This is a genomic window from Amycolatopsis pigmentata, assembly GCF_042684065.1.
Lineage (GTDB): Bacteria > Actinomycetota > Actinomycetes > Mycobacteriales > Pseudonocardiaceae > Amycolatopsis_E > Amycolatopsis_E pigmentata.
The window spans coordinates 535,922-560,769 of sequence record NZ_JBHUKR010000021.1 but is presented as its reverse complement, the minus strand read 5'-3'; the positions used below and the strand labels follow the sequence as shown (position 1 = coordinate 560,769).

Here is a 24,848-nt window from a genome sequence, read left to right as displayed (position 1 = left end):
ATGCGGTCAGCGGTCGGTGTCGACGACGTCCACCCGGACGCCCCGGCCACCGATACCGCCCATCACGGTGCGCAGCGCGGTCGCGGTCCGCCCGCCGCGGCCGATTACCTTCCCGAGGTCGTCCGGGTGGACGTGCACCTCGAGCGTGCGGCCGCGCCGGGTGGTGATCAGCTCGACCCGGACGTCGTCCGGGTTGTCGACGATCCCGCGCACCAGGTGTTCGAGAGAGTCGGCCAGGAAGCTCACGCTCGTTCCTCCGCAAGTCCGCGTGCGACCGCGATCACGCTTCTTCCTTACCCGCCTCGTCGGACTCGGCCTTCTTGGCGGCGGCCTTCTTCTTCGGCGTGGTCGCCTCGGTCGCGGGCTCGTCACCGGCCGCGGCGAGCGCGGCGTTGAACAGGTCCTGCTTCGACGCCTTGGGCTCGCGCACCTTCAGCGTGCCCTCGGTGCCGGGCAGCCCCTTGAACTTCTGCCAGTCACCGGTGATCTCCAGGATGCGCTGCACCGGCTCGGTCGGCTGCGCGCCGACGCCCAGCCAGTACTGAGCCCGCTCGGAGTCGACCTCGATGAAGCTCGGCTCCTCCTTCGGGTGGTACTTGCCGATCGTCTCGATGGCCCGGCCATCCCGGCGGGTGCGCGCGTCAGCGACGATGATGCGGTAGTACGGCGCACGGATCTTGCCGAGGCGCTGCAGCTTGATCTTGACGGCCACGGGTGTGGGTACTCCTCAACTTCTCTGTCGTGCTCAGTGGTGTCGGGGACACGATCCGAGTGGGGAAACGGACGCGATTACCCGAAGTTCTGGGTCGCCACGGCACGGTGAGAGGGACCGGCCGGAGCGGGCAAGCGTCAATTGTGCCAGACCGGCCGCGTCAGGCGGTTAGAGGGTCATCACCCCGAGGGAAGTGAGCAGGAGAGCCAGCGCCGGCAGGAAGTTGTTCATCTGGTGCGCCACGATGCTGGCGGGCAACCGTCCGGTGATCAGTCGCGCGAGCCCGATCGGCACCGCGACGACCAGGAGCAGCGTGGTCCGCAACGGCTCCAGGTGCCCGGCCGCGAAAACCGCGGTGGACACCAGGAACGCCGCGACCCTTCCCCATTTCTCCTTGTTGTCCCGGCCCCAGCTCAGCCTTTCCACCGCGTTCCACAGCAGACCGCGGTAGATGATCTCCTCGCAGACCGGGCCGATCAGCCAGAGGTAACAGAACATCACCACCGCGGCGGTGACCGACATCGGCTGGTTGTCGACCAGCGCGGTGATGGCGGAGGTGGCCTTGTTCTGCCCGACCACCTCGGACCACAGGAAGGTGCCGAACGTGGTGACCACCAGGCCGAGCACCCCGAGCTTCAGCCCGATCTTCACGTCCGCCCAGCGCCAGGTCAGGCGCAGGTCGACGATCGGGCCGTTACCGCGCCACCAGGTGATCAGCACCGCCGCCAGCGCCGCCAGCGCGGTCGGCGTCATGGTGCCGATCAGCACGTCGCGGACCGGTGTGGGTTGTCCGGGCGGCGGGGAGCCGAGCAACGCGCTGACGAACGCGGCGGAGGCGAGCAGTACCGCCTCGGCCACCAGGAAGGCGCCGAAACCCCAGCGGTGTGGCGGCGGCCGGACGTCGAGGCCGGGCAGTTCCAGCGGGTTCACCTCGGGGACCGGCTCATCGGGTTGTGCTGACGTCACACCGTTCCTCCGTTTGGTCCCGTTGAGCCGCTCACCGAGATGGCGCCGTGTCCCGGATTCCGCGTTTCCACCGCCGGTGGGGCGGGCGGTGTCCCGCGTGTCGTGGTGGTCTTCAGGGGTGCGGGGGTGCCGGGAGACATCGGTTCTCCGGCAAAACCGCATCCTTCTTTCTTACCGCACAAGAGATAACAGTGCGCGATCGAGTGATCGCGCTCGGAGTTGCACGCTCAACGGATGACGGTGCCACCCAGGACGATATGACGCGGCGCCCGGAGGACGGCGAGGTCCTCGCGCGGATCCGCGTCGAAGACGAGCAGGTCGGCGGGGGCGCCTTCGACGATGCCGGGATGGCCCAGCCAGGCGCGTGCCGACCAGGAAGCGGCGGCGAGTGCCTGTTCGCGGGTCATGCCACACCGGTGCAGGGCCTCGATTTCGTCGACGATGCGGCCGTGTTCGATCATCCCGCCCGCGTCGGTGCCCGCGTAGATCGCGACACCGGCGTCGAGCGCGGCGCCGATCATCGCGCCGACACCGGCATGCAGGGCCCGCATGTGCGCGGCGTAGACCGGATACCGGACGGCCTTGTCCGCGATGCCGGGGAAGTTCTCGATGTTGATCAGCGTGGGCACCAGCGCGATGTCGCGGCGCGCCAGTTCGCCGAGGAGATCGTCACCGAGTCCCGTGCCGTGTTCCAGGCAGTCGATCCCGGCGTTGACCAAGCCGGGCAGCGCCTCCTCGCCGAACACGTGCGCCGTGACGCGCGCGCCGCTTTCGTGGGCGACCTTGATCGCCTCGGTCAGCACGTCGTCCGGCCACAACGGACGGAGATCGCCCGCGGCGCGGTCGATCCAGTCACCGACCAGTTTCACCCAGCCGTCACCGTCGGCGGCCTGCTCCGCCACCGCGGCCGGCAGTTCGTCCGGATGCTCCAACTCGGTGCCGAGTCCGGGGATGTAGCGCTTGGGCAGCGCCAGATGCCTGCCTGCCCGGATGATCCGGGGCAGATCCGGGCGCTCCTGCAACGGCCGGGCGTCGATCGGCTGACCGCAGTCCCGGATCAGCAGGGTGCCCGCGTCGCGGTCGGCGAGCGCGTGGGCGGCCGCCTCGCCGATGGTGACCGGACCGTCCGGGCCGATCCCGGGATGGCAGTGCGCGTCGACCAGGCCGGGGACCAGGAATCCTTCGGCGGTAAGGCTTTCCGTGTCCTCGATTTCGGCGGGCGGCAGGAAGGTGATCCGGCCGTCGGAGATCCACAGATCCCGGCTCTCGCCTTCCGGCAGGACGGTGCCACGCAGTCGCATGGTGGCTTACTTGTCCTTGGGGAACTTGAACTTCGACGGGTCGAAACCGGGAATGTCGTTCAGGCCGCCGCCGAGCTGGGAAAGGTCGGGACCGCCCGCCCCGGGGGGCAGCATCGGCATGCCACCGGGGAAACCGCCGCGCACCTTGGGTTGCGTGGGACCGCGCCCCTTGCCCTTCTTCCCCTTCTTGCCCTTGCGGCTCTTGCTCCCACCGCCGCCACCGAACCCGAACCGGCCCGCCATCTGCTGCATCATCTTGCGCGCCTCGAAGAACCGGTTCACCAGGTCGTTGACCTCGCGGACGGTGACGCCCGAGCCGAGCGCGATGCGCTGCCTGCGGGAACCGTTGATGATCTTCGGGTCGTCCCGCTCGGCGGGGGTCATGCCCCGGATGATCGCCTGGAGGCGGTCGAGTTGCGTGTCGTCGACCTGGGCGAGCTGGTCCTTCATCTGGCCCGCGCCGGGCAGCATGCCGAGCAGGTTGCCGATCGGGCCCATCTTGCGGATCGCGAGCATCTGCTGCAGGAAGTCCTCCAGCGTCAGCTGCCCGGTGCCCAGCTTGGCCGCCGCCTTTTCCGCCTGCTCGGCGTCGAAGGCCTGCTCGGCCTGCTCGATCAGGGTGAGCAGGTCACCCATGCCGAGGATGCGGCTGGCCATGCGGTCCGGGTGGAAGGTGTCGAAGTCTTCGAGCTTCTCACCGTTGGACGCGAACAGGATCGGACGGCCGGTCACCTGCCGGACCGACAGCGCGGCACCGCCTCGCGCGTCGCCGTCGAGCTTGGTGAGCACGACGCCGGAGAACCCGACACCGTCCCGGAACGCCTCCGCCGTGGCGACCGCGTCCTGACCGATCATCGCGTCGACGACGAAGAGCGTCTCGTCCGGGCGCACCGCGTCACGGATGTCGGCCGCCTGGCGCATCAGCTCCTCGTCGACACCCAGCCTGCCCGCGGTGTCGACGATGACGATGTCGTGCTGGGCGTGCTTGGCCTCGTCGATCCCGCGCCGGGCCACATCGACCGGATCACCGACGCCGTTTCCGGGCTCCGGCGCGAAAGTCGGCACTCCCGCGCGCTCGCCGACCACCTGGAGCTGGGTGACCGCGTTGGGCCGTTGAAGGTCACAGGCCACCAGCAGCGGCGCGTGCCCCTGCTTCTTCAGCCACATCGCCAGCTTGCCGGCCAGGGTCGTCTTACCGGAGCCCTGGAGACCGGCGAGCATGATCACGGTGGGCGGGTTCTTGGCCAGGGTGAGCCGGCGGGTCTCGCCGCCGAGGATGCCGATGAGCTCCTCGTTGACGATCTTGATGACCTGTTGTGCCGGGTTGAGGGCCCCGGAGACCTCGGCGCCCTTCGCGCGCTGCTTGATCTGCGCGATGAACTCGCGCACCACGGGCAGCGCGACGTCGGCCTCCAGCAGCGCGATCCTGATCTCGCGCGCGGTGGCGTCGATGTCGGCGTCGGTCAGCTTTCCCTTGCCCCGCAGGCTCTGCAGGGCCGAAGTGAGCCGGTCGGAGAGGGTGTCGAACACGGGGCTGCACGCTCCAGCTGGTCGGGGTTGCCTGGTCCAGGGTACTCACCCGGGAAACTAGTAAACGAATCTTTACTATGTCGGCGAGCTGTCGCGAGCAAGCGCGATGCAGCACGGGGCAGATTAGTAAGCTCCGGTTTATGACCTTGACCAGTGAGCAGGAGACCGACACCGACCCGCGGGTACCACCACGCCGGATCTTCGCCCTGTTCCGCCCCTACCGGTACCGGCTCGCGTGGCTCTTGACGCTGCTGGTGGCGCAGGCCGGTCTGGGTGTGCTCGCTCCCCTGTTCCTGCGCGAGATCATCGACACGGCGCTCCCGCACCGGGACACCGTCCTGCTCAGCCTGCTGGCGCTGGGCATGATCGTCTCGTCGGTCGGGAGCGGGGCGATGGGCGTGGCCACGACGAGTGTCGCCAACACCATCGGACAGTTGGTGATGAACGACCTCCGGGTGTCGGTGTACGGCCACCTGCAGCGCATGTCGCTGGGCTTTTTCACCCAGACCCGGAGCGGCGAGGTACTTTCCCGGGTCTTCAACGACGTCGGCGGAGTGGACAACGTCGTCAACACGACGGTGAATTCGGTGGTGAGCAACGGGATCACCACGCTGGCCATCGCCGCCGTCCTGTTCGTCCTGGACTGGCAGCTGGCGATTCTCGGTCTCGTCGTGGTCCCCGTGTTCCTGGTGTTCACCCTGCGTCTGGGTGGCAAGCGGCGCGCGCTGGCCCGCGGCCGCCAGACCCGGCTCGCCCGGTTGACCACCCTGGTCGAGGAATCCCTGTCCGTGGCGGGCGTCCTGCTCACCAAGACGATGGGCAACGAACGCGAACTCCGTGACCGGTTCGCCGCCGAGTCACGCGAAATCTCCCGCCTGGAGCGGCAGTCAGCGCTGGCCGGCCGCTGGCAGATGGCGTCCCGGCGCATGGCCCTGACCTGTGTGCCCGCGCTGGTCTACTGGCTGGCGGGCCTGGCACTGGCCGGCGGGGCGAGCCCGACCACGATCGGCACCGTGGTCGCGTTCACCAGCATGTTGAACCGCCTGGTCGGACCGGCGACCGCGATGCAGACGGTGGGCCAGAACTTTTCGGCTTCGACCGCCCTGTTCGCGCGGATCTTCGAAGTCCTCGACCTACCGGTGGCGATCGTCGACGCGGCCGACGCGAAACAACTGGAAGTACAGCGAGGGACCGTGCGTCTGTCCGGCGTCTCGTTCCGGTACGAGGAAACCCCGACGCTGAGCGATATCGACCTGGAGATCCCCGGCGGCACGACCACCGCGCTCGTCGGCTCAACCGGGTCGGGCAAGACGACGCTCGCCTACCTGGTGGCCCGCTTGTACGAGCCGACGGACGGGAAGGTGCTGATCGACGGGGTCGACGTCCGGGACGTGAAACTGGAGTCGCTGGCCGGCGCGGTGGGCCTGGTTTCCCAGGAGACCTACCTGTTTCACGCGACCGTGCGGGAAAACCTGCGCTTCGCCAAACCCGGCGCGACCGACGAAGAGATCGAGCAGGCGGCACGGGCCGCGCACATCCACGAAACCCTGGCCGGTCTTCCCGACGGCTACGACACCGTCGTGGGACAGCGCGGTTACCGGTTTTCCGGTGGGGAGAAGCAGCGGATGGCGATCGCGCGAATCCTGTTGCGCAACCCGCCGATCCTCATCCTCGACGAGGCCACCAGCGCGCTGGACAATCGGACGGAGCGGTCCGTGCAGGCCGAATTGGACCGTCTGGCGGCGCACCGGACCACCATCACCATCGCGCACCGGCTGTCCACTGTGGAAAAGGCCGACCAGATCGCGGTACTGGACCATGGCCGGATCGTGGAACGCGGGACCCACGCGGAGCTTCTCGCGCTCGACGGACGCTACGCCACGCTTGTGCGCGCGGCACGAGCGTAGGGAAGTAGCCGCCCGGCTACATTCGACCTATGGCGCCTGACCAAGACCTGGCCGAGCTTGCCCGCACGGTGCGGGAGGGTGTCGTCCGGGTGAGCCTGCGGATGCGAGCGGAACGGGAACGCGGCGGCCCGAGTCCGCTGGTGCTCGCCGTGCTGAGCCGGCTCTACCGCGGTGGCACGCAGACCCCGAAGGCGCTTGCCGACTCCGAACGCGTGCACCCGCAGTCGCTCACGCGCGTACTGGCCTCGCTGGACCGCGACGGACTGGTCACCCGAAGGCCCGACCCGGACGACGGGCGGCAGGTACTGATCGAGATCACCGCGCGGGGACTGGAAACCCTCCGTGCCTACGGTGACCGGCAACGGCGCTGGCTCGCCGAGGCGATGGCCGAGACGCTCACCGAAACCGAGCGGGAACTGCTCGGTATGGCCGCGAAGCTGATGATGCGAGTCGCCGACTGGTGACCTTGTCGGTGCGCCTACCGCTGCCGGACGGCGTAGGTCAGATGGGTCACCCTCGGTGAGGACTCCACCCGGATCTGCTCCAGGGCCACGCGGCTCGCGTCGACGCCCTCGAACAGGCGGATTCCGGAGCCGAACAACACGGGTGAGAGCGCGATCGAGAACTCGTCGATCAGACCGGCGTTGACGTACTCCAGGATCGTCGCGCCGCCGCCCGCGATGCGGACGTCCCGGTCGCCGGCGGCCTCGCGAGCCTGGTCGAGGGCGGACTCGATGCCGTCGTTGACGAAATGGAAGGTGGTCCCGCCCGGCCTCTCCCAGGGGTCACGCTTCTCGTGCGTCACGACGAAGACCGGCGTGTGGAACGGCGCCTCCTCCGGCCACCCCTGCTCGCCCGCGTCGAACATGCGCTTGCCCATCACGCTCGCGCCGGTGCGCTCGAACGTCTCCCGCGCGATGTCGTTGTCGCGGCCCTCCTCGCCGCCCTCACCGAGCTTCAGATTTTCCCGGAAGAATCTCAGCGGAAAGATCCACTGCTGCAACTCCATCCACTGCCGCCCCATCAATTCCCCGAGCGACTCGGGTGCGATGAACCCATCCAGGGACATCGATACGCTGAAAAACACCTTCCCGGCCATCAGCCCTTCCCCACGATCTCGGCGACGTAGGCAGCCAGGTTGTTCAGGGTCTGCCGGCCGCCCTCGATCGCGTGGTACTTCTCGACCACCTCGTCGCGCAGTTCCTTGGTGGGGAACACCGTGCGCATCTCGATCCGGGTCGCCGCACCGTCGGGCTCGAACGTCAGGACCGAATCGAAGGCGTTCGGGTCGGCGCTCGACTCACCGTGCAGCAGGGCGATCCGCTCCGGCGGCTCGATCTCGGTCCAGGTGATCCACTCGGTGTAGTCCGTCCCGTCCGGTCCGCGCATCACGAAGTCCCACACCCCGCCGACGCTGAACTCGAACGACCGCGTGGTCGTGGTGAACCCCTCCGGCCCCCACCACCGCGACAGGTGCCGCACCTCGGTGAAGGCCTCGAACACCACCTCTCGCGGTGCGTCGATGACCCGGGAGATCACGATCTCCCGATCGGCCGTCGCGGACCGCGCCGGCGCTCCTCGTCCCGTCGCGCTCATCAGCTACTCCTCCTGCTTTGTCTGTTTCAGGTCCTGTACGTAGGCGTCCAACCGGTCGAAGCTCTCGTTCCAGAACCGTTCGAAACCGCCGGCCCATTCGTGGACCGGCCGCAACCCGCGGGCATCAAGGCCGTACAGGCGCTGCTTGCCGACCTTGCGGTCCCGAACCAGCCCGACCTCCCGCAGCACCCGCAGATGCTTGGACGCACCCGGCTGGCTCATCCCGAGTTCCCGGGCCAGATCGGTCACCGGCCGCTCACCCGTCCGCAACAGCACCAGGATCTCCCGCCGCTGCGGCTCGGCGATCGCGTTGAACACGTCCGACGTCGTCGCTGCCCGTGCCATGGCCGCAATCATATTCCGATAACGGCATGCGTCAAGCCGGGTCCGCGCCCTCGCTTCCCCGAGCCGCCTCCGACCGCTCGGCCAGGCGTCCGCGCACCAGTTGCACCAGCAACGGAAAGACCCGTGCGGGTGGCTCGCCCCCTCGCCGAGCCACCCGCACGGGTACACCGGGACGCACCGGACCCTGAGGCTCGCCGGACCCCCAGCACCCGGCGAGCCGCCCGGCCGTTCGGGCAACCCCTGACGCGATGTCCTAGAGCTTCCCCGAATCGAGCCCGGTCCGGCAGCGTGAACGTCCCCAAGTACCGGTAGGTAGATCTACTCGCAGACCACCGCCTGGCATACGCCGAATGGACGGAGGACGAACGCCGGATCAGGAGTCAACGACGGGACTTCGGGGCCGAGCGTGATTTCGCTGCCGCCTTGCGCGCCGACGACCGGGACGAGGCTGCCTTGTCCGCGGCATCCTTCGCCTTCTCCACCGCTCTCTCGGCGTCGGTGTCGGTGCGCTCCTGCGCGCCGCTCTGCAGCGCTTCGAGCAACTTCTCGACGCCCTCGTCCTGGATCGCCGCGGTCGGCCGCAACACCTCGCGGCCCTCGACCTTGGCCTCGATCAACGCCGCCAGCGCGGCCGAATAGCTGTCGGAGTAGGTCGCCGGCTCGAAATCATTCGACAGGTTCTCGATCAGGTTCGCCGCCGCCCGCAGGTGGGTGAGACGGATGTCGACGTCCTCGTGCAGGAACGGGAAATCCGGACGCCTGATTTCGGTCGGCCAGTGCAGGGTGTCGAGCATGATCACCTGGTCGCGGACGCGCAGGGCCCCGAGCATCTCCCGCTGCCGGATCGTCACCTTCACGATCGCGACCCGGCCCGCCTGCTGGAGCGCTTCGGCCAGCAGGACATAGGGCTTGGTCGCGGACACCTCCGGCTCGAGGTAGTAGCTCTTGATGAAGTAGACCGGGTCGATCTGACCGGGCGGCGCGAAACCGAGTACCTCCATCGACTGCGCGGTCGGCAGCGGAAGCGCGGCGAGTTCGTCGTCGGTCAGGACGACCACGTCGCCGCCGGGCAGCGTATAGCCCTTACCCATTTCACCGGGTGGGATCTCGGCGCCGTCCAGCTCGCAGACCCGCTTCTGCCGCACTCGTCCGCCGTCGGTGGAGTGCAGTTGGTGCAGCGGGGTGCCGTGGTCCTCGGTTGCGCTGTAGGCCTTCACGGGAATGGCCGAAGCGCCGAGACCGATGGTGCCCTTCCACACTGTGCGCATTGGAAAAGCCTAACCAGCACACTCGGAGCCTAATAGCTACAAACGGGTATCCGTGCCCGCGGATTCAGCGGCGAAACGGGCCAACGGTTCACTTTCGGTCAGAGCGTCCGCCGAATAGCCGAAAGCGCTTGCCGCCGCATGGAGTATTTCGGTCAACGCGATGAGCTCCGGCGACGGCACGGCGGCCAGTGCGCGGTCGCCGCCTTCGGCTACGCGGTCAGCCAGCCCGGAGAGCGCGCCGGACAGGTGGCGCTGCGCGGCCACCACGTCATGGATCACCCGGGTAAGGTCGCCGAGGCCGGCGACCTCGGCATTCTCGAGTTCGGCGGCGCACGCCCGCAGGTGGGACGCGGCGACCGTGACCGGCAGGACGAGCGGCTCGGGCTCCGGCATGGCGGACATCCTGCCATCGCGTCCTGATCACGCGAACGCGACACGCGCGAAGAGTCCAGCGGGACTCAGGACGCGGCGGCGATCACCGCGTCCTCGACGCGGCGACGCCACGCCAGATCGACTCGCCCACCGCGCGGGGACACGGCGAAGGAGTCGACCACGGCGCCCCCGAGCGTGGCGACCTTGGCCCACCGCACCTCGGCGCTCGCCGCGCGCAGCGCGCCCGCGACCCGGTAGAGCAGGCCGATCCGGTCGGCGGCCCGCAACTCCAGCACCACCGTGTTCGGCCCGCCGGTCTCGTCGTCGAACCACAGCACCTTCGGTTTGGCCACGACCCGCTCCGGCGCCCGGTAGTCACGCTCCTTGGCCGCCAGTTTCTGCTCCAGGGGGAGCCCACCGGCGACCGCGCGGGCGAACTGTTCGCGGAGAAGCGTGCTGTCGGGCAGGGAACCGAACTTCGGCGAGGCGGTGAAGATGGCGGCCCTGCCGTTGCCGTGCCCGCGCAAGGTGGCGGTGTGTACCTCCAGCGAGTGCAAGGCGAGCACACCGGCCCCTGGGGCGAGCAGTTCCGTGCCCGCGGGCACGGCCAGCACGACGGTCGCCATCTTGCCCTGCGAGGAGATCAGAACCTCGCCGTGACCGGAGCGCACCGCGGTCTCGATCAGATCGCGCTGACGCTCGTCGAGCGGCGCGGGCGCGCTCAACCCCTTGCCCTGCATCACCTGACCGCACCGCGCGACCAGGTTCGCCACGAGCCCGGCCTTCCACTCCGACCACATTCCCGGCCCGGTGGCGAGGGAATCCGCCTGGGTGAGCGCCTGCAGGACCTCCAGCAGCACCACGTCGTTGTCGACCGTCTTGGCGATGCGGTTGACGGTCGCGGGTTCTTCGATGTCTCGGCGGGTCGCCGTGTGCGCCAGCAAAAGATGGTGGCGCACCGCCGCGGACACGAGGGCGGTGTCGGCGGCGGGCAGCCCGATCCGGCGCACCACCTGCTCGGAGATCGCCGCGCCCAGTTCCGAGTGGTCGGCCTCGCGGCCCTTGCCGATGTCGTGGAGCAGCGCGGCCAGCAGCAGCAGATCCGGACGCGAGACGGTGGTGGTCAGTTTCGCGGCCTCGACACAGGTCTGGACCAAATGCCGGTCGACGGTCCAGGCGTGCACCGGCGAACGCGGCGGCAGATCGCGGACCGCGCCCCATTCCGGGAACAGCCGTGCCCACAACCCGGTCCGGTCCAGCGCCTCGACCGCGTCGATCAGTCCCTCCCCGGCGCCCAGCAACTCGGTGAGCGCGTCCCTGGCGTCGGCGGGCCACGGGGTGCGGAGTTCCGGCGCGGAGTCGGCCAAGGCACGCAGGGTCCCGTGGGCGATGGGGGTTCCGGTGCGCGCGGACGCCGCCGCGACCCGCAGCAGCAGCGCCGGGTCCTTGGCGGGCACCGCGTCCCTGGCGAGCGCGACCTCGTTGCCGTGCAGCACCACCCCTTCGTCCAGCGGGGTCCGCTCGGGACGGCGACCGAACCGTCCCCTCGGCGGGTCCACAGTGGACCGGAGGGCGACGTCGACGGCGTAACCGACCGCGCGGCCGGCACCGGAAAGCTTGCGCGCCAAGATGAACCGGTCGCCGAAGCCGAGTTCGGCGGCGACCAGGTCGGCCTCCGGCGCGGTGAGCACGTCCCGGTCGCGCCGGAGCTCGCGGCGCAACTCCGTCCGCACGTCCAGCAGGAGTTCCTTGGCCTCGAGCAGTTCCCCGCCCGGCCGGTCGATCAGTTGCGCCACCGCGAGGGCGTCGAGGATGCCGAGATCGCGGAGACCACCTCGGCCGTATTTCAGGTCGGGCTCGGCGGACTGGGCGATCTCCCCGCTGCGCTGCCAGCGTTTACGGGCCGAGTCGAGCAGCTCCGGCAGGCGCTTACGGGCCGTGCGGCGCCACTGGTCGCGCGCGGCGACGGCCAGCCTGTCGGTGAGCTCCGCGTCACCGGCCAGATGACGGGCGTCGAGCAGACCCATCGCGGTGCGGAGATCCTCCGTCGCCACCTGCAGCGCCTCACCGGGAGTGCGGACGCTGTGATCGAGACCGATCCGGGCGTCCCACAACGGATACCACAGCGCGTCCGCGATTTCGGCGACCTTGGGGTTCTGGTTGTGCACCAGGACCAGGTCGAGATCGGAGAACGGGGTCAGCTCGCGGCGGCCGAGACCACCGACCGCGACCAGCGCGACCCCGGGGTCGGCGCTGTCCACGCCGGCCGCCGCGGCGGCCTTGCTCAGCCAGAACTCGTACAGGTCGACGAGCGCGGCACGGAGCGCGGCCGCACCGAGCCTTCCGTGCCGGCCTTCCAGGAGCCGATTCGCCGCCTTGGCGAGTTCCCCCCCGAGAACCATCGCCGGGCCTAGCGTGCCGTGTCGATCGATGAGTGTGACCGCGTCGGCGGATTGTGTCGGGCCATTCACTTCCTCGCTTGTCTACGGCCGGACCCGTCTTCCCCTCCGGGGAAGGGGAAGACGGGTTTCCGGAGAGTTCTTCGCGGTAACGGCCAGGATCTACAGCGCGTCCGTGCCGCGTTCGCCGGTCCTGACCCGGACCACGGTTTCCACCGGCGTCACCCACACCTTGCCGTCACCGATCTTGCCGGTGTGCGCGGCGTTGACGATCGCCTCGATGACCTTCTCCACGTTGGTGTCGTCGGTGACGACCTCGACGCGGAGCTTGGCCACGAAGTCGACCGCGTATTCGGCGCCGCGATAGACCTCGGTGTGGCCCTTCTGCCTGCCGTAGCCCTGCACTTCGCTGACCGTCATGCCCAGCGCGCCGAGCTGCTCGAGCGCCGCCCTGATGTCGTCGAGGGTGAACGGCTTGACGATCGCCGTGATCAGCTTCATGCCTTGCTTCCTTCCAGGGCCGCGCCGTCCTTCGACGACACCGGAGCGGGTGGCGGCGTCGACGCGCCGTGACCGATGGCAGTCCCTCCGAAGTCATACGCGCTTTCCGCGTGCTGCGCCTCGTCGATGCCGCTGACCTCGTCCTCGGTGCTGACGCGGAACCCGCCGGCCAGCTTGATGACGTAGCCGATGATCAGGCTGAGCACGAACGAGTAGCCCATCACGGCGAACGCCGCCGTCGCCTGCTTGCCCAGCTGGCTCCACCCGCCGCCGTAGAACAACCCGTTGCCGCCGGCCGAGTTCACCCCGTTGGTGGCGAAGAAGCCGATCAGCAGGGTGCCGACGAGACCGCCGACCAGGTGAACGCCGACCACGTCGAGCGAGTCGTCGAAACCGAACCGGTACTTGAGGCTGATCGCGAGGGCGCACAGGGCGCCGGCGATCACGCCGATCACGATCGAACCGAGCGGGGTGACGAAACCACACGCCGGAGTGATGGCGACCAGGCCGGCCACCGCGCCGGACGCCGCGCCGAGCGTGGTCGGCTTGCCGAACTTGAGCTGTTCGACCAGCAGCCAGCCCAGCACCGCGGAGGCGGTGGCGACGGTGGTGTTGGTGAACGCGACACCGGCAAGGTCGCCGGCGCTCAGCGCGGAACCGGCGTTGAAGCCGTACCAGCCGAACCACAGGAGCGCGGCACCCAGCAGGACGAAGGGCACGTTGTGCGGACGCCCGGTGTCCTTCGGCCAGCCCTTGCGCTTGCCGAGCACGATCGCCAGCGCGAGCCCCGCCGCACCGGCGTTGATGTGGACCGCGGTACCACCGGCGAAGTCGAAGGCCTTGAGCTTGTTCGCGATCCAGCCGCCGACCGCGTCGGCGCCCATGTAACCGTCGAACGAGAAAACCCAGTGCGCGACCGGGAAGTACACGATCGTCACCCAGATGACGACGAAGAGAGCCCAGCCCCAGAACTTCGCGCGGTCGGCGATGGAACCGGAGATCAGCGCGGGCGTGATGACCGCGAACATCAGCTGGAACATCGCGAAGACCAGCACGGGGATGGCGTCGGACCCGGGCCACGGGACCGCCGGCGCGGTGTCGGTCGCCGCCGTGGCGAGCCCCGCGAGGTGGCCCCAGGTGTTGGCGAAGCCGGCGTTGCCGAAGTTCCCGATCAGGCCGCCGAACGCGTCACTGCTGAATGACTCGCCGAACCCGTAGAGAACCCACAGCACGGATACGATCGCCAGACAGATGAAGTTCATCATGAGCATGTTCAGGACGCTCTTCGCGCGGACCATGCCGCCATAGAAGAACGCCAACCCTGGTGTCATGAGCATGACCAGCGCGGCGCTGGCCAACACCCATGCGGTGTCTCCTGCGTTCAGCACATCGTCCTCCCGGATACGGATATTGCCGGGGAGTTTTGGTTTACGTTGTTTCACCGGACGGCGTCGTAGGTTTCACCGACGTGAACTGTGGGCCGGCTTTTGTTACGACCGCGTTTCTCGTTACCTGGCCGATAACGTCGGTCTACGAAACGTCGTAGTCAGATACTCTGCGTCATCGGCGCGAGTTGCCGAGGCTGTGACGCCCCGGCACCGGCCCCGGGGAGACGGGGCACGGTGGTCGGCGGCCGTCACGCGGAGCGCGGCCGTCGAAGGTGGTGGTGGGAGACGCTGAGTGTGGCTGTCGCGCGGAGCGGAACGAGTGGGTTAACGGGTGGGCTAGAGGTGCCAGATTTCCCGGCACATCCCCACTCGATCGAACCGGCCTGCTTCCAGATCCGCCTGCGGAACAGCCCAGTACGACAGCCCGAGGTCCTCGTTCGGCGGCAGTTTCGCATGCCATTCGGCCAGCAGACGCCAGTCGGTCCGTCCCAGGTGCTTTGTCGACGTGAGTACGTCGGACACCTCGTTCTGGACCGGCTCGCAGTACCCGCCCAGCGCGAAATCTCCTTCGTCCGCGAACGACACCGACTCCAGGTCGTACTGGTCGTAGGTTTGGTAGTACTCGTCGTTACACATGATCACGGCGTCCGATGAATCAGGAAAAGCCCAGTGCCGGGTGTAGTACATCGGAAAGGGCTCGGAGTAGTGATCTTCCCAGTCCGGGTCCGTGGGCGGCGGCCGTTCCTCGGTCGGCGTGCCCGCGGGGACGTAAAGCACCCGGCCTTGACGCGCGTCCATGGGGTCGGTGTACTCCTCCTGCTTGCTCCCGAAGAAGAGCAGACTGCCCTCCGCGGGCAGCGGCAGACCCGGCAGGTCCGACGGCAGGGCGGCGCAGTCGATCGACGCCACGAATTCGTGGTTGAAAGGTTTCACGGTCCATTCGAAGTCGGCGGGAACCGACGGATACCCACCGAATCGCCCAGCGGTCGCTACGCCGGATGCCAGTTTTTTGTCGTCCATTCGATGGAATACGAGTTGGGGCCGGGCAAGCCCCAGCCACCACTCGACGACAGGTTCGGGAATTCCTTTCCCGAGAGCTTCCAGTCGATGGCTTTGAAGATCATCCATGGTCGGCTATCTTGTCATACCTTCCCGGGCGGGCAAGATTCCCCGCACCCCGCGGAAATCGCGGCCGCGAGGACGACAAGACCGATCTGCATGGATCAAAGACTGGAGAACGATGTCGACCATAGGTGGCCCCGCACCCGCTGCCGAGGCCGATCGGTTGGTGCCGTGCCGGATCCGCTCGCCGCATGCGAAACCGATCACCGCCGTGACCGCGTTCCGCCGAAACGACGGACGCACGCTGATCATCAGTGCCTCCGAAGACGGCACGCTGCGCCGCTGGGACGCGGCCACCGGCGGCCCGGCTGACGATGCGCTGGTGATCAAGGACGACGCACTCACCTTCGATGGCGAAGCGTGTGCCATGCGCGGCAAGGCGCTGACGGTCCGCGACAAGGCGATGTCGGTGACCACGGCCCGTCTGGCGGACGGACGTGTGCTGCTGGTCAGCGGCACTGAAAGCGGTGGACTGCTCCGGTGGGACGCGGCCACCGGCCGATCACTGCGATGCGCTGCCGATCGCCTCGGCCGCGTACGCTCGGTGGCCTCGATCACGCTTGACGACGGCCGCACGCTGATCGTCAGCGGCTCCGACCTCGCCACTGTGCGCCGCTGGGACGGGGAGACCGGCCGGCCCGTGGGAAGCCCGCTGGGACAAACGCCGAAAGGATTGGTGGGCAGTATCGGCTGGGTGCGTTCGGTGACGACGGCGGTGGTGGACGGGCGCCCGTTGATCGTGGGCGGCTTCAACGACGGTGCCGTATGCCGTTGGGACGCGGAGACCGGTGAACCGGTGGGCGACGAACTGACCGGCATCGCCGGTGCCGTGTGGTCGGTGACAGTGGTCGCCCTGCCTGACGGCCGTGTCCTGATCGCCGGCGGTGGCCAGGACGGCACGGTGCGCCGCTGGGACGCGGACACCGGCGAGCCCGTGGGCGCCCCGATGACCGGCCATTCCGGACCGGTGCGATCGGTGACGGCGGCCTTGGCCGATGGCCGGACGCTGATCGTCAGTGGCTCCGACGACCACACAGTGCGCCGCTGGGACGCGGACACCGGCGAGCCCGTGGGCTCCGCGATGACCGGCCATTCCGGACCGGTGCGGTCGCTGGCGGCGGTGACCCTGGACGATGGCCGGGCACTGATCGTCAGTGGCTCCGACGACCACACGCTCGGCCGCTGGGAGGCGGGCACCGGCAAACCCGTGGGCGCCCCCTACCCCGGTCACAACGGCTTGGTCAACGTGGTGGCAGTGACCACCGGCGACGATGGGCGCCCCGTCCTCGTCAGCGGGTCCAGCGACCGCACCGTGCGCCAGTGGGACATCACGACTGGTCGTTCGGTGGGTAAGCCGCTCCTCTGGCCGCACAACTGGCAGGCGAGTGTGGTCCGGTCGGATGACGGCCGCAGGCTGATCATCGGTAATGACTACGAGGGAACCGTGCGCCGCTGGGATCTGACTACCGGACAGCCTGTGGGTACGCCGCTCACCGGACATGTGGTGGCCTCGGTGAGCGCGATCGGCCTGCGTGACGGGAAAACGCTGCTCGTCGGTGGCAGCGAGGACGGCCTGGTACACCGGTGGGACGCGGTCACCGGCGAGCCCCTCGGTGCACCGCTCACCGGCCACGAGGACAGGGTGAGATCGGTGGCCACGGTCCGCCTCGCCGATGGTCGCGTGCTGATCATCAGCGGTTCCTACGACCGCACGGTGCGCCGCTGGGACGCCGTCACCGGCCAACCCGTCGGAGAACCGTTGACCGGTCACACCCGCTCGGTGAGCGCGCTGGCCACGGTCACCGTCCCCGATGGTCGTGTGCTGATCGTCAGTGGCTCCTACGACCACAAGGTGCGCCGCTGGGACGCCGTGACCGGGCAGCCCGTGGGCGATCCCCTACCCGCGCACACGTCCCAGTCGCTGGCCGTTGCCCGCCTCGACAACGGTGACGATGTGATCGTCAGCGGTGGCATGGACGGCGACGGGACGGTGCTGCGATGGAACGCCGTCACGGGTGAGCCGGTGGGTGAGCCGTTGAGGATCGGTTTGGTGTGCAGGGTGGCCGTGGCCCGGACGGACCGCGGCAGCGTGCTGATCACCAACGGTCCCGAACACTGTCCGATCGTGCTGTGGCCGTTGTCGCCCGACGGCCATGTCATCACGGACTCCGTCGTGAAGGCCGGAAGATGACCTCGACCGGTCAACGGCCGCGGACCGCGAAGGCTTCTCAGCCTCGCGGGTCTGGTGAGATGGACGCATGTCGTTCCCTGACGCGGTGGTCCGTGCGCTCCGTTGCTCGGTGTGCACCGCGTGCGTCGGACTGAACGACCGGACGCTGCGCTGCGAGCGTGGGCACTCCTTCGACCTCGCCAAACAAGGCTATGTCAATCTCCTGCACGCGAAGGTGCCCTCCGGGACCGCGGACACGGCGGAAATGGTCGCCGCGCGCGTGGAGTTCCTCGACGGCGGGCATTACGGCGGCCTGGCCGATGCCGTCGCGGACCAGGCCGCGACCGCCGGAGCGGGATTGGTCGTGGACGCCGGAGCGGGTACCGGCTACTACCTCGCCCGTGTCCTCGGCAGGCTGCCTGCCGCGAGCGGGCTGGCGCTGGACGTGTCGGCCATGGCGCTCCGCCGCGCCGCGCGGGCGCACGAACGGCTGGGCGCGGTGGTGTGGAACCTGTGGGAACCGTGGCCCGTCGCCTCGGGCTCGGCTTCGGTGGTGCTGAACGTCTTCGCGCCCCGCAACGGACCGGAATTCCGCCGGGTGCTCCGGCCCGGCGGGGTGCTGATCGTCGTCTCACCGCGTCCGGACCATCTGCGCGAACTCGCGTCGGTGGTGGACCTGCTCGAAGTGGACCGGCGCAAGGAAGAGCGCCTGGAGGAGCGGCTCGCCGAGCATTTCGAACGGGTCGGCAGCCAGGAGCACGGGGCACGGCTCGTGCTTTCTCCCGGTGACGTGCGGCGCGCGGTGATGATGGGGCCGAGCGCCCACCACCCACGCCGGCTGGAGCGTCTCGGCGAGGTCCGTGAACCGCTCGCGGTGACGATGTCGTGCCGGATCTCGGTCTACCGGCCGAAAACATGACGACCGTCTGCTGATCGGCCAAGCGGGGCAACCGAAAGATGGCGGCGGCCTCCGGGGAACGCCGGCGTCGCCGCGCACCTTTCCTGCCACAGCAGGTGTTGGTTCGGCTACTCGTACTGCCAGACGAGACGACGTGGCCCCATCACGGTGTCACTAGGTACGGTCGGCGCTGTGGGACAACTGTGGACGAACACGAACACAGCCACCGCACCGGTGCGGCACCGGTGCGAACGATCGCCCCGCGACAGCGCACGGCGGAAGAAGGCACTCCCCGGGAGGTTGCGGCTGACATGACCGAAGTCCTGCGAATCACGTTCGTCGGCGGGCCGACCGCTCTGCTGGAGATCGCGGGCAAGCGGCTGCTCACCGATCCGACGTTCAGCCCGGCGGGCACGTTCGAGTCCGCCCCTGGACGTCCCCTGACCAAGACCGAAGACCCGGCGCTGACCGCCCCGGACATCGGAACGGTCGATGCCGTCCTGCTTTCGCACGACCAGCACGCGGACAACCTCGACCCGGCGGGGCGCGCGTTCGTCGGGCAGACCTTGTTGACGCTCACCACGATCAGCGGCGCCAGGCGGCTCGGCGGCACCGCGCAAGGACTACCCCCGTGGGCGACCCTGCGGCTCGGCTCCCTGGAGGTCACCTCGGTGCCGGCGCTGCACGGTCCGCCCGGGGCCGAGCGGACCACCGGCGAGGTCACCGGGTTCGTGCTGGGTGGCCCGAACCTGCCGACGGTCTACGTGAGCGGGGACAACGCCTCGCTGGAGGTGGTGCAGCAGATCTCGCGCCGGGTGCGGACGGTGGACGTCGCCGTGCTGTTCGCGGGCGCGGCGCGAACCTCCCTGTTCGATGGTGCGTCGCTGACGCTGACCAGTGAGGAAGCCGCCGGGGCGACCAGGATTCTCGGCGCGCGGCACGTGGTCCCGTTGCACACGCGCGGGTGGAAACACTTCAGCGAGGGCCCCGACCGCGTGCGCAAGGCGTTCGCCAACGCCGGTCTGACCGACCGCCTCCACCTGCTGGAACCGGGCGAGACATGGTCACTCGGAGCGCGGGAGGGCCGTTCAGGCGGCGCTCAGTAGCGCGATGGCCGCGAGCAGGTAGCACGCCGGCGCCAGAGCGGCGGCGCACGGGTCGGCACCTATCCCCTGGACCGGCGACGTCGATCCAGGGGATGCCTGGTTCATGGGCGAGCGACGCGGGATCAATGGCTTTCACGGCTTCACCGATCTTCAGCGTGGCGGCCGGCACGACATCGACGTCAACGCCGAGCAATGCGGCCAACTCCCTGCGCAAGCCCGCCAGCGGGGTTGACTCTCGACCCGCTTGAGACCCCATAGTCGCTGCCGTGGACGACAACGATCTCTATCCCATCGGCGACGTGGCCCGCCGCACCGGCCTGAGCGTCAGCGCCATCAGGTTCTACTCGGACGCCGGGATCATCAGTCCCACCGGCCACACCCAGGCCGGTTACCGGCTCTACGACATCCAGGCCATCGCCCGGCTGGAACTGGTCCGCACCCTCCGCGAGCTGGACGCGAGCTTGGACGAGATCCGGCGGTTGCTGGCCGACGAGACGACGCTCGCCGATCTCGCCGCCACCCACCTCACGCTCGTCGAGCGCCAAACACGCCGTCTCCACGCCCGGCGAGCCGTCCTGCGGACCATCCTCAAACAGCACAGCACGACCGAGCAGGTGAGCCTCATGCACAAACTGGTCTCCATGTCCGACGACGATCGCGAACGCCTCCTGGACGAGTTCTGGAACGAAATCGTCGACGGCCTCGAGGTACGGCCCGTCCTCGTCGAGCGTTTACGCGAAAGACGCCCGAACCTGCCGGAGGACCCCAGCACCGAACAACTCGAAGCCTGGATCGAACTGGCCGATCTGGTGCGGGACGACGACTTCCGCCGAGAGGTCCGCGATTTCTTCCACGTGACCTTCTCCGCCAAGCTGGCGGCCAACCCGGCCGGTCCGGTCGAAGTGGAGCGGAGCAAACAACGAGAGGCGATCGTGCAGGAAGCCCGCGAGGCCTACCAGGCCCGACTGACTCCCGACTCTCCCCAGGCGCAGGACATCGCCGCCCGCTTCGTGGCGTCGCTGGCCGAGACGGCGGGCCAGGACGCCGTCGAACTCCGGCGACGGATGGCCGCCGTCGACTACACCGACATGGACGGCGCCCGCCCCCCGCGGCATGTGACCCGGTTCGCCGAGTTGTTCACCAGATACAACTCGCTCGTGGACAAGATCAACGGGACCGTCCAGGACAAGCAGGAGAACGTGGCGGTCATGAAATGGCTCATGACAGCGGTCAAAGAGAATCCGCATCCTGGAACCGGTGTGTGAGAGTTTCACGGCCGGTGGGGGTGAGCGCGCCGAAAAGCCGGAGGCGGGCCATGCCGCCGTCGGGATAGATGTCCAGCCGCAGGTGGGTGAGCGCCCTGGCGTCCTCGATACGGAACCGGTGACGGGTGTCGGGTTGAAGACGCGTGCGGGGCAGGACTTCGGTCCAGTCGCCCTCGGTCTTCCCGCTCAATGCCGCCCATCCGGGGGCGTTGCCCTTGAAGTGCGTGGTGTCGAGTTCGGCGAACCTCGGCACCCCCTCCGCCGCGAGTTCCACGACCACCCAGTCGTTCCCGTCGTCGCGGCGGCGGGCGGTCTCCCAGCCCTCCCCCATCACCGCGGCGAAACCGGGCGCGATCAGGTTGGCCGGCGAACCGTAGAACATGTCGCTGGCTCCGGTGACGCGTGCGCCGTTTTCCAGCGCCGCCAGGTCGAGCGCGTCCGGATCGAGCAGCGACGGGTCGGCGATCGGAAGGCCGTGCACCCGGAACCGGGCGACTCCGCCGTCCGGATGGATCGTCAGCCGTACGTGCGTGTACCGGCGGCCGGACGTGACGGAGAAGAAGTTCTCCGCGTCGCCGGTCAGCGGTGACCGCTCGACGATGGTGTCCCAGTCCATTTCGGACAGTTCGACGGGACTCGGGTAGCCGGAGACGGCGAGGGCTTCGACGGAGGCGGAAGGCGGATAGTTGCCGGTGAAGAACGACGTGTCCACGATGACCCCGGCGACCGTGCCCGGCAGGCCCAGCCGCACGATCGCCCGGTCGCATCCGGGTTCGCGGCGTCGCCTGGTCTCCCAGCCGTCGTAGATCTGTCCCTTGTGGCCGAAGGTGCCGGGCTGGAACACCGGCGGGCCGGGCTTGATCAGGTTCTCCCGCTCGGCGAACAGTTCGTCGTCGGCCCATACGACACCACCGCCCACCCGTCGTGACGCCAGGTCGGGCAACATCGTCCATTCCGCATCTTCCATCACGGCCTCCTGAGCAACCTGCCGTGTGCAGGGCCGGTTTCCTGGCCGCGTAGCCAGGTGCCGCGCACCACACCGGACAGACGCAGCCCGTGGTAGGCACTGACCGGATGCCGATGCCGCAACCTCGCGGCGTCCACCGTGAACTCCTCGTCGGGCGCGAAAACACAGAAGTCCGCGTCAAAGCCCGGTGCGATCTTTCCCTTGGCCGTCAGGCCCGCCACCGCCGCCGGACGCTCCGCCATCCATCGCACCACGTCGACGAGGGTGAATCCACGCCGCCGGGCCTGCGTCCACACCACGGGCAGACCGACCTGGAGACCTGAGATCCCGCCCCATGCCGCGCCGAAATCGCCGGTGTCGAACCGCTTCAACTCGGGTGTGCACGGTGAATGGTCACTGACCACGCAGTCGATCACACCGTCTCGCAGGCCCTGCCAGAGCAGTTCACGGTTGCCGGCTTCGCGGATCGGCGGGCAGCACTTGAACCGCGTGGCACCGTCGGGGATTTCCTCGGCGGTGAAGCACAAATAGTGGGGGCAGGTCTCCACGGTGATCGCGACGCCCTCGGCGCGGGCACGGGAGAGCAGCGGCAGCGCGTCCGAAGAGGACAGATGCAGGATGTGCGCTCGGGCACCGGTCCGGCGGGCGGCTTCGATCACCGTCGTGACGGCCCGGTTTTCCGCTTCGCTGGGCCGTGACCGCAGGAAACCGGCATAACGCCTACCTTGCGCCTCGGGCGCGTCCGCGAGCACGTCCGGATCCTCCGCGTGCACGATCATCATGCCGCCGAAGCGCGCCAGCGCACGCAGGTCCGCCTCCAGTTCGGCCTCCCCGAGTGATCCGAATTCGTCGACACCGGAGTGCGACAGGAAACACTTGAACCCGAATACCCCGGCGTCGTGCAGGGCCCGTAGCTCATCGCCGTTGCCAGGCACCGCTCCGCCCCAGAAACCCACGTCGACGTGCACGCGGCCCTCGGCCGTCTTCCGCTTGATCTCCAGAGACGTGCCGTCCACGGTGGGTGGCAGGCTGTTGAGCGGCATGTCGACGATGGTGGTGACGCCCCCGGCGGCCGCCGCCAGCGTCGCGGTCTCGAACCCTTCCCACTCCGCCCGGCCCGGGTCGTTGACGTGGACGTGCGTGTCGACGAGGCCGGGCAGTAACACGACGTCCTCACCGAACTCGACAACATGATCACCGCTGAGATTCGAGCCCAGCGCGACGATCCGTCCCCCGGTGACACCGACATCGCACGGCCGCTCACCCTCCGCGGTGAGGGCCCGCCGAGCCCGCATCACCAGGTCCACCGCGGCGCTACCCGTCCGCGCGGCCGGAGAGCTGTTCGACGAGTTTGAGCAGTGCGCCGTGGTCGAGTCCGCCGTGACCCTGCGCGTGCAGGGCGGCCATGAGCTGCGCGACGACGGCGCCGAGCGGGATCACCACGCCGGCCTCGCGCGCCGCATCCTGCATGATGCCGAGATCCTTGTGATGCAGCTCGACCCGGAACCCCGGGGTGAACTCGCGCCGGACCATCGCACCGGCCTTGCGGTCGAGGATCCGGTTACCCGCCAGTCCGCCCGCGAGCACCTTGATCGCCGCCTCGGTGTCCACGCCGTGCGCCTCCAGGAACACCAGCGACTCGGCGACCAGCTCGATGGTGCCGGCGACGATGAGCTGGTTCGCCGCCTTGACCGTCTGGCCCGCGCCCGCGGGACCGACGTGCACCACCGTGCCGCCGACCGCGTCGAGCACGTCGTGGGCGGCCTCGAACGCCTCGGCCGGACCGCCCACCATGATCGACAGGCTGCCTTCGACGGCCCCCTGCTGACCACCGGAGACCGGCGCGTCGAGCGCCTGGACGCCCCTGGCGGAGGCGGCCTCGGCGATTTCCCGTGAGACGTCGGGCCTGATGGTGCTGCAGTCGATCAACACCGTGCCTTCGCGGGCGTGGGCGAGCACTCCGTCGTCACCGAGGACGACAGCGCGGACGTCCGGCGAATCCGGCAGCATGGTGATCACGATGTCGGCGTCGGCGACGGCCCCGGCGACATCATCCGCCGCGCGGCCGCCCGCCGCGACCAGTGTGTCCACTTTGGACATCGTCCGGTTGTGGCCGGTGACCTCGAACCCGGCCTTGACCAGGTTGGCCGCCATCGGCGCGCCCATGATCCCGAGGCCGATGAAACCCACCTTCATGCGTTTTCCCTTCCCGGTGCGGCGGCCAGCCAGCCGAAGGACTCCTCGCTCGGGCCGGCGGGCTGGTACTCCAGCCCGACATACCCGTCGTAGCCGGTGGCGGCCAGCTTGGCCAGGTATCCCCGGATGTCCAGCGAACCCGTGCCCGGCTGGTGACGACCGGGCGCGTCGGCGACCTGAACGTGGCCGATCCGCTGGGCATGGACCGAGATCACCGCGTCGATGTCGTCACCGTTGACGGCCAGGTGGTACAGGTCGAACAGCAGCGCGAGGTTCTCTCGCCCCGCCTTGTCGATCACGGCGAACGCGTCCGCGGCCGTGCGCAACGGATAGCTTTCGGCGCCCGAGAGCGGTTCGAGGACCAGGCTCGCACCGATCCGCCGCGCGGAGTCGGCCGCCACGGCGAGATTGGCCAGCGCCAGCTCGTCCTGGGCCTCCGGCGCGATGCCCTCGATCCGGTTGCCGTACAAGGCGTTGAAGGTCCGGCAGCCGAGCCGCTCGGCGATGGCCACGGCGATCTCGACGGTGTCCGCGAACTCCCGCTCACGCCCCGGCCACGACACCAGCCCGCGCTCACCCGCCGCCATTTCGCCGGCGAAGAAGTTGAGCGAGGCCAGATCCACCCCGGCGTCTTCGACCGAACGGACGAACGAGTCCACCTCGGCATCCGACGGCGTCGCCGTGGCGAACGGCCACCAGAACTCGACCGCGCCGAAGCCCGCCTTCCTCGCCGCCTCGGCACGCCTCAGCAGGGGAAGCTCGGTGAAGAGGATGGACAGGTTCACGTCATAGCGCATGCGCTTCGCTTCCTGGTCGCCGCGATTCGGGTTACCCGAGGC

26 protein-coding genes are annotated in these 24,848 nt (G+C 68.9%); 7 read left to right on the top strand and 19 right to left on the bottom strand.

Going from position 1 to position 24,848, the window contains the following annotated elements; genetic code table 11:
* Positions 1–6 precede the first annotated feature (6 nt).
* The 5 genes from ACFSXZ_RS33885 to ffh form a co-directional block, all read right to left on the bottom strand.
* Complete coding sequence (locus ACFSXZ_RS33885; RefSeq protein ID WP_020671256.1) at positions 7–246, bottom strand: RNA-binding protein; 240 nt, start codon at positions 244–246, stop codon at positions 7–9.
* Between the two features lie 34 nt (positions 247–280).
* Positions 281–712: a 30S ribosomal protein S16 gene (gene rpsP, locus ACFSXZ_RS33880; protein ID WP_378269837.1), complete on the bottom strand. Its 432-nt coding sequence runs from the start codon at positions 710–712 to the stop codon at positions 281–283.
* A 168-nt stretch (positions 713–880) separates the two neighbouring features.
* A complete protein-coding gene (locus ACFSXZ_RS33875) occupies positions 881–1,678 on the bottom strand; it encodes a CPBP family intramembrane glutamic endopeptidase (protein ID WP_378269835.1) in 798 nt (265 codons plus the stop codon).
* A gap of 227 nt (positions 1,679–1,905) precedes the next feature.
* On the bottom strand, positions 1,906–2,979 hold the full coding sequence (locus ACFSXZ_RS33870; protein ID WP_378269834.1) for an amidohydrolase family protein: 1,074 nt from the start codon (positions 2,977–2,979) through the stop codon (positions 1,906–1,908).
* A 6-nt stretch (positions 2,980–2,985) separates the two neighbouring features.
* Positions 2,986–4,509, bottom strand: coding sequence for a signal recognition particle protein (gene ffh, locus ACFSXZ_RS33865; RefSeq protein ID WP_378269833.1), 1,524 nt, complete (start codon positions 4,507–4,509; stop codon positions 2,986–2,988).
* A 140-nt stretch (positions 4,510–4,649) separates the two neighbouring features.
* Between ffh and ACFSXZ_RS33860 the strand changes: the two genes are divergently transcribed.
* Positions 4,650–6,416, top strand: coding sequence for an ABC transporter ATP-binding protein (locus ACFSXZ_RS33860; protein WP_378269831.1), 1,767 nt, complete (start codon positions 4,650–4,652; stop codon positions 6,414–6,416).
* 29 nt (positions 6,417–6,445) lie between these two features.
* On the top strand, positions 6,446–6,880 hold the full coding sequence (locus ACFSXZ_RS33855; protein WP_378269830.1) for a MarR family winged helix-turn-helix transcriptional regulator: 435 nt from the start codon (positions 6,446–6,448) through the stop codon (positions 6,878–6,880).
* Positions 6,881–6,894: 14 nt separating this feature from the next.
* Here the strand turns inward: ACFSXZ_RS33855 and ACFSXZ_RS33850 are convergent, their stop codons facing one another.
* From ACFSXZ_RS33850 to ACFSXZ_RS33805, 10 genes are all read right to left on the bottom strand, one after another.
* Complete coding sequence (locus ACFSXZ_RS33850) at positions 6,895–7,515, bottom strand: dihydrofolate reductase family protein (protein WP_378269828.1); 621 nt, start codon at positions 7,513–7,515, stop codon at positions 6,895–6,897.
* Positions 7,515–8,012: an SRPBCC family protein gene (locus ACFSXZ_RS33845; protein WP_378269826.1), complete on the bottom strand. Its 498-nt coding sequence runs from the start codon at positions 8,010–8,012 to the stop codon at positions 7,515–7,517. Before ACFSXZ_RS33845 ends, ACFSXZ_RS33850 begins: the two co-directional genes overlap by 1 nt.
* Positions 8,013–8,015: 3 nt before the next feature.
* On the bottom strand, positions 8,016–8,357 hold the full coding sequence (locus ACFSXZ_RS33840; RefSeq protein ID WP_378269825.1) for an ArsR/SmtB family transcription factor: 342 nt from the start codon (positions 8,355–8,357) through the stop codon (positions 8,016–8,018).
* A 380-nt stretch (positions 8,358–8,737) separates the two neighbouring features.
* Positions 8,738–9,625 (bottom strand): non-homologous end joining protein Ku, encoded by an 888-nt coding sequence (ku, locus tag ACFSXZ_RS33835; protein WP_378269823.1) that lies wholly within the window; start codon positions 9,623–9,625, stop codon positions 8,738–8,740.
* 36 nt (positions 9,626–9,661) lie between these two features.
* Positions 9,662–10,018 (bottom strand): hypothetical protein, encoded by a 357-nt coding sequence (locus ACFSXZ_RS33830; protein ID WP_378269822.1) that lies wholly within the window; start codon positions 10,016–10,018, stop codon positions 9,662–9,664.
* Positions 10,019–10,083: 65 nt separating this feature from the next.
* Positions 10,084–12,399 (bottom strand): [protein-PII] uridylyltransferase, encoded by a 2,316-nt coding sequence (locus ACFSXZ_RS33825; RefSeq protein WP_378269821.1) that lies wholly within the window; start codon positions 12,397–12,399, stop codon positions 10,084–10,086.
* 159 nt (positions 12,400–12,558) lie between these two features.
* Complete coding sequence (locus ACFSXZ_RS33820; protein ID WP_378269819.1) at positions 12,559–12,897, bottom strand: P-II family nitrogen regulator; 339 nt, start codon at positions 12,895–12,897, stop codon at positions 12,559–12,561.
* Positions 12,894–14,285 (bottom strand): ammonium transporter, encoded by a 1,392-nt coding sequence (locus ACFSXZ_RS33815; protein WP_378269817.1) that lies wholly within the window; start codon positions 14,283–14,285, stop codon positions 12,894–12,896. Before ACFSXZ_RS33815 ends, ACFSXZ_RS33820 begins: the two co-directional genes overlap by 4 nt.
* Before the next feature lie 336 nt (positions 14,286–14,621).
* Entirely contained in the window at positions 14,622–15,305 is a 684-nt protein-coding gene (locus ACFSXZ_RS33810; protein WP_378269816.1) for a DUF1963 domain-containing protein, read from the bottom strand.
* On the bottom strand, positions 15,275–15,409 hold the full coding sequence (locus tag ACFSXZ_RS33805; RefSeq protein ID WP_378270104.1) for a hypothetical protein: 135 nt from the start codon (positions 15,407–15,409) through the stop codon (positions 15,275–15,277). Before ACFSXZ_RS33805 ends, ACFSXZ_RS33810 begins: the two co-directional genes overlap by 31 nt.
* A 116-nt stretch (positions 15,410–15,525) precedes the next feature.
* Between ACFSXZ_RS33805 and ACFSXZ_RS33800 the strand changes: the two genes are divergently transcribed.
* The 5 genes from ACFSXZ_RS33800 to ACFSXZ_RS33780 all read left to right on the top strand — a co-directional run bounded on the left by ACFSXZ_RS33800 (position 15,526) and on the right by ACFSXZ_RS33780 (position 20,846).
* Positions 15,526–17,598 carry a hypothetical protein gene (locus ACFSXZ_RS33800; RefSeq protein ID WP_378269814.1) on the top strand — a complete coding sequence of 691 codons (2,073 nt, stop codon included), beginning with the start codon at positions 15,526–15,528 and terminating at the stop codon, positions 17,596–17,598.
* A gap of 67 nt (positions 17,599–17,665) precedes the next feature.
* Entirely contained in the window at positions 17,666–18,496 is an 831-nt protein-coding gene (locus ACFSXZ_RS33795; RefSeq protein WP_378269812.1) for a putative RNA methyltransferase, read from the top strand.
* Positions 18,497–18,786: 290 nt separating this feature from the next.
* The gene (locus ACFSXZ_RS33790; RefSeq protein WP_378269811.1) at positions 18,787–19,581 is read left to right on the top strand and encodes an MBL fold metallo-hydrolase; all 795 of its coding nucleotides are present in this window, start codon (positions 18,787–18,789) and stop codon (positions 19,579–19,581) included.
* A 103-nt stretch (positions 19,582–19,684) separates the two neighbouring features.
* Entirely contained in the window at positions 19,685–19,813 is a 129-nt protein-coding gene (locus ACFSXZ_RS33785; RefSeq protein WP_378269810.1) for a hypothetical protein, read from the top strand.
* A 34-nt stretch (positions 19,814–19,847) separates the two neighbouring features.
* Positions 19,848–20,846 carry a MerR family transcriptional regulator gene (locus ACFSXZ_RS33780; RefSeq protein WP_378269809.1) on the top strand — a complete coding sequence of 333 codons (999 nt, stop codon included), beginning with the start codon at positions 19,848–19,850 and terminating at the stop codon, positions 20,844–20,846.
* Here ACFSXZ_RS33780 and alc read toward each other — a convergent pair.
* The 4 genes from alc to ACFSXZ_RS33760 are packed head-to-tail and all read right to left on the bottom strand — an operon-like array spanning position 20,812 to position 24,806.
* Positions 20,812–21,813 (bottom strand): allantoicase, encoded by a 1,002-nt coding sequence (gene alc, locus ACFSXZ_RS33775; protein ID WP_378269808.1) that lies wholly within the window; start codon positions 21,811–21,813, stop codon positions 20,812–20,814. The two genes, ACFSXZ_RS33780 and alc, sit on opposite strands and share 35 nt — an antisense overlap.
* Positions 21,813–23,120 (bottom strand): allantoinase AllB, encoded by a 1,308-nt coding sequence (gene allB / locus ACFSXZ_RS33770; protein ID WP_378269807.1) that lies wholly within the window; start codon positions 23,118–23,120, stop codon positions 21,813–21,815. The genes alc and allB overlap by 1 nt, the downstream gene beginning before the upstream one ends.
* 7 nt (positions 23,121–23,127) lie before the next feature.
* Positions 23,128–24,009, bottom strand: coding sequence for a 2-hydroxy-3-oxopropionate reductase (locus tag ACFSXZ_RS33765; RefSeq protein WP_378269806.1), 882 nt, complete (start codon positions 24,007–24,009; stop codon positions 23,128–23,130).
* Complete coding sequence (locus ACFSXZ_RS33760) at positions 24,006–24,806, bottom strand: hydroxypyruvate isomerase family protein (RefSeq protein ID WP_378269805.1); 801 nt, start codon at positions 24,804–24,806, stop codon at positions 24,006–24,008. The genes ACFSXZ_RS33765 and ACFSXZ_RS33760 overlap by 4 nt, the downstream gene beginning before the upstream one ends.
* Positions 24,807–24,848: the final 42 nt, after the last annotated feature.